Annotated in this window: 2 protein-coding genes; both read left to right on the top strand. The window is 64.5% G+C overall.

Annotation, left to right across the window (positions count from 1 at the left end; translation table 11 throughout):
* Positions 1–366: 366 nt before the first annotated feature.
* Positions 367–1,626, top strand: a complete 1,260-nt coding sequence (urtA, locus tag VFL64_RS11320; protein ID WP_489540480.1) for an urea ABC transporter substrate-binding protein — start codon at positions 367–369, stop codon at positions 1,624–1,626.
* Positions 1,627–1,815: 189 nt separating this feature from the next.
* The coding region (gene urtB / locus VFL64_RS11315) for an urea ABC transporter permease subunit UrtB (RefSeq protein ID WP_489540479.1) at positions 1,816–2,721 on the top strand (906 nt) is incomplete at its 3' end.

Raw genomic sequence — 2,721 nt, 5'->3', positions numbered from 1 at the left:
GTGTTGGCGACGCGGAACTCGCTCCACTTGCGGAAGGTGCGCGGCGTGTAGCGCAACGCATAGTCTTCCAGCGTCTCGTTGGCGACCCAGGTGTTGTAGTCGCGGCGGATGCGAAAAATCTTCTGAGTGGCCACGGACACGTGCTCGCCCTCCTGAAGAGGCGAGCTTGCAAGAAGCGATCCCGGACACGGCACGGGTCGGTGCTGCGAGTGTGTGCGCCAACCTTGAAAGCGTGGCTACGTTGATTGACGTATTCGGGCTGCGTAGTCCTTCTCCTACCTTAGAGCCCAGAGTGAATGCAAAAGCGCTGCACGCGTTTGGTGCCAGCCCGGTTCACCGATCAGCCCTCAAACCCGGAGAAGACCGATGTCGCACGAACAAGACCCCTCGTCCCCTGACTCACAACGCCGCCGCCTGCTGCAAGGCGCGGCCGCGCTGCCGCTGATGGGCCTCAGCGGCCTGAGCCTGGCGCAGTCCTTCCCCACCGCCAAGGTGAACACCACCAAGCTCGCGATCACCGACACCGAGGTCACGGTCGGCCAGCTGCACTCGGCCACCGGCACCATGGCCATCAGCGAGACTGGCTCGATCCAGGCCGAGCAGCTCGCCATCGACCAGATCAACGCGATGGGCGGCATCCTCGGCCGCAAGATCAAGGTGATCAAGGAAGACGGCGCCTCCGACTGGCCCACCTTCGCCGAGAAGAGCAAGAAGCTGCTCGTCAACGACCGCGTGGCCGCCGTCTTCGGCTGCTGGACCAGCGCCTCGCGCAAGGCCGTGCTGCCGGTGTTCGAGAAGGAGAACGGCCTCTTGTACTACCCGACCTTCTACGAAGGCCTGGAGCAGAGCAAGAACGTGATCTACACCGGCCAGGAGGCCACGCAGCAGATCATCTGGGGCCTCGACTGGGGCGCCAAGGAGAAGAAGGCCAAGACCTTCTTCCTCGTCGGCTCCGACTACATCTGGCCGCGCACCTCGATGAAGATCGCGCGCAAGCACATCGAGACGGTGGGCAAGCTGGGCAAGGTGGTGGGCGAGGAGTACTACCCGCTGGGCCACACCAACTTCAACTCGCTGATCAACAAGATCAAGGTCGCCAAGCCCGACTGCATCTTCGCGGCGGTGGTCGGCGGCTCCAACGTGGCTTTCTACAAGCAGCTCAAGGCGGCCGGCATCACCGGCGACAAGCAGTTCCTGCTGACGCTGTCGGTGACCGAAGACGAGATGACCGGCGTGGGCGGCGAGAACTTCACCGGCTTCTACTCGTCGATGAAGTACTTCCAGTCGCTGGACAACGCCAACAACAAGGCCTTCGTCGCCGCCTTCAAGGCCAAGTACGGCAAGGACGCGGTGATCGGCGACGTGACGCAGGCCGGCTACCTGGGCCCGTGGCTGTGGAAGGCCGCGGTCGAGAAGGCCGGCAGCTTCGACGTCGACAAGGTGGTCGCCGCCTCGCCGGGCATCGAACTGAAGACGGCGCCCGAAGGCTACGTGAAGCTCGACGCCAACCACCACCTGTGGAGCAAGGCGCGCATCGGGCAGGGGCAGCCGGATGCGACCTTCAAGGTGGTCGCTGAATCCAGCGAGCTGATCAAGCCGGATCCGTTCCCGAAGGGTTACCAGTAAGCACGGCCTGCGCCGAGCGGTTCTTCGCACAGAAAGAACCGCTCGCGCTGAGGTATCGAAGCCTGCACAGGCCGTGCACGGCTTCGATACCTCAGCCCGAACGGGTGGTGGCCCACCACCGCACCGAACACCTCCATCCGCTCAGCCTGAGGTATCGAAGGCCCGCTCCACCTCACGAAAGCCACCGCCATGACCTTCTCCGACATCATGAACATCGGCCTGATGCAAGGCTTCGCCGGCCTGAGCCTCTTCTCGGTGCTGCTGCTGATGGGCCTGGGACTGGCCATCATCTTCGGGCAGATGGGCGTCATCAACATGGCGCACGGCGAGTTCATGACGATCGGCTCGTACACCATCTTCCTCGGCTCCACGCTCACCGAGAAGCTCTCCCCGGGCTTCATGCCGTACTACTTTCCGATTGCGATCGGCGTGGCCTTCGTGTTCGCGTTCGTGGTCGGCTACCTCGTCGAATGGGGGCTGATCCGCCACCTTTACAAGCGCCCGCTCGACACGCTGCTCGCCACTTGGGGCGTGAGCCTGGCGCTGCAGCAGTGCTTCCGCAGCTTCATCGGCCCCAAGGAGGTGAGCCCCACGCTGCCCGAGTGGCTGATGGGCTCGTGGGCGCCGCACGAGGGGCTGGACATCCCGATCAACGGCCTGTTCGTGCTGGCCCTCACCGCGCTGGTGACCGCGGGTGTGCTGATCGCCCTCTACAAGAGCCGCTGGGGCCTGCGCGTGCGGGCCACGGTGAGCAACCGCCAGATGGCCAACGCCATCGGCATCAACACCAAGAAGACCGACCGACTCACCTTCGCCATCGGCTGCGGCATCGCCGGCGTCGCGGGCGCGGCCTTCACCACCATCGGCTCCACCGGCCCGACCAGCGGCTCGCTCTACATCGTCGATGCCTTCCTGGTCGTCACCTTCGGCGGCGCGGCCAGCCTGCTGGGCACCGTGGCCTCGGCCTTCGGCATCGCGCAGACGCAGTCGATCAGCGAGTTCTTCATGACCGGCTCGATGGCCAAGGTGCTGACGCTGTCGCTCATCGTGCTGATTCTGATGATGCGCCCGCAGGGGTTGTTCGCCGCCAAGGTC

Source organism: Rhizobacter sp., from assembly GCF_035702065.1.
In the GTDB taxonomy this organism is placed as follows: domain Bacteria; phylum Pseudomonadota; class Gammaproteobacteria; order Burkholderiales; family Burkholderiaceae_C; genus Rhizobacter.
This window is presented reverse-complemented; position numbering and strand designations above follow the sequence as displayed.

Excerpts from the sequence above, each read along its gene's own strand:
- urtA (WP_489540480.1), top strand. The coding sequence starts at position 367 with ATGTCGCACGAACAAGACCCCTCGTCCCCTGACTCACAACGCCGCCGC.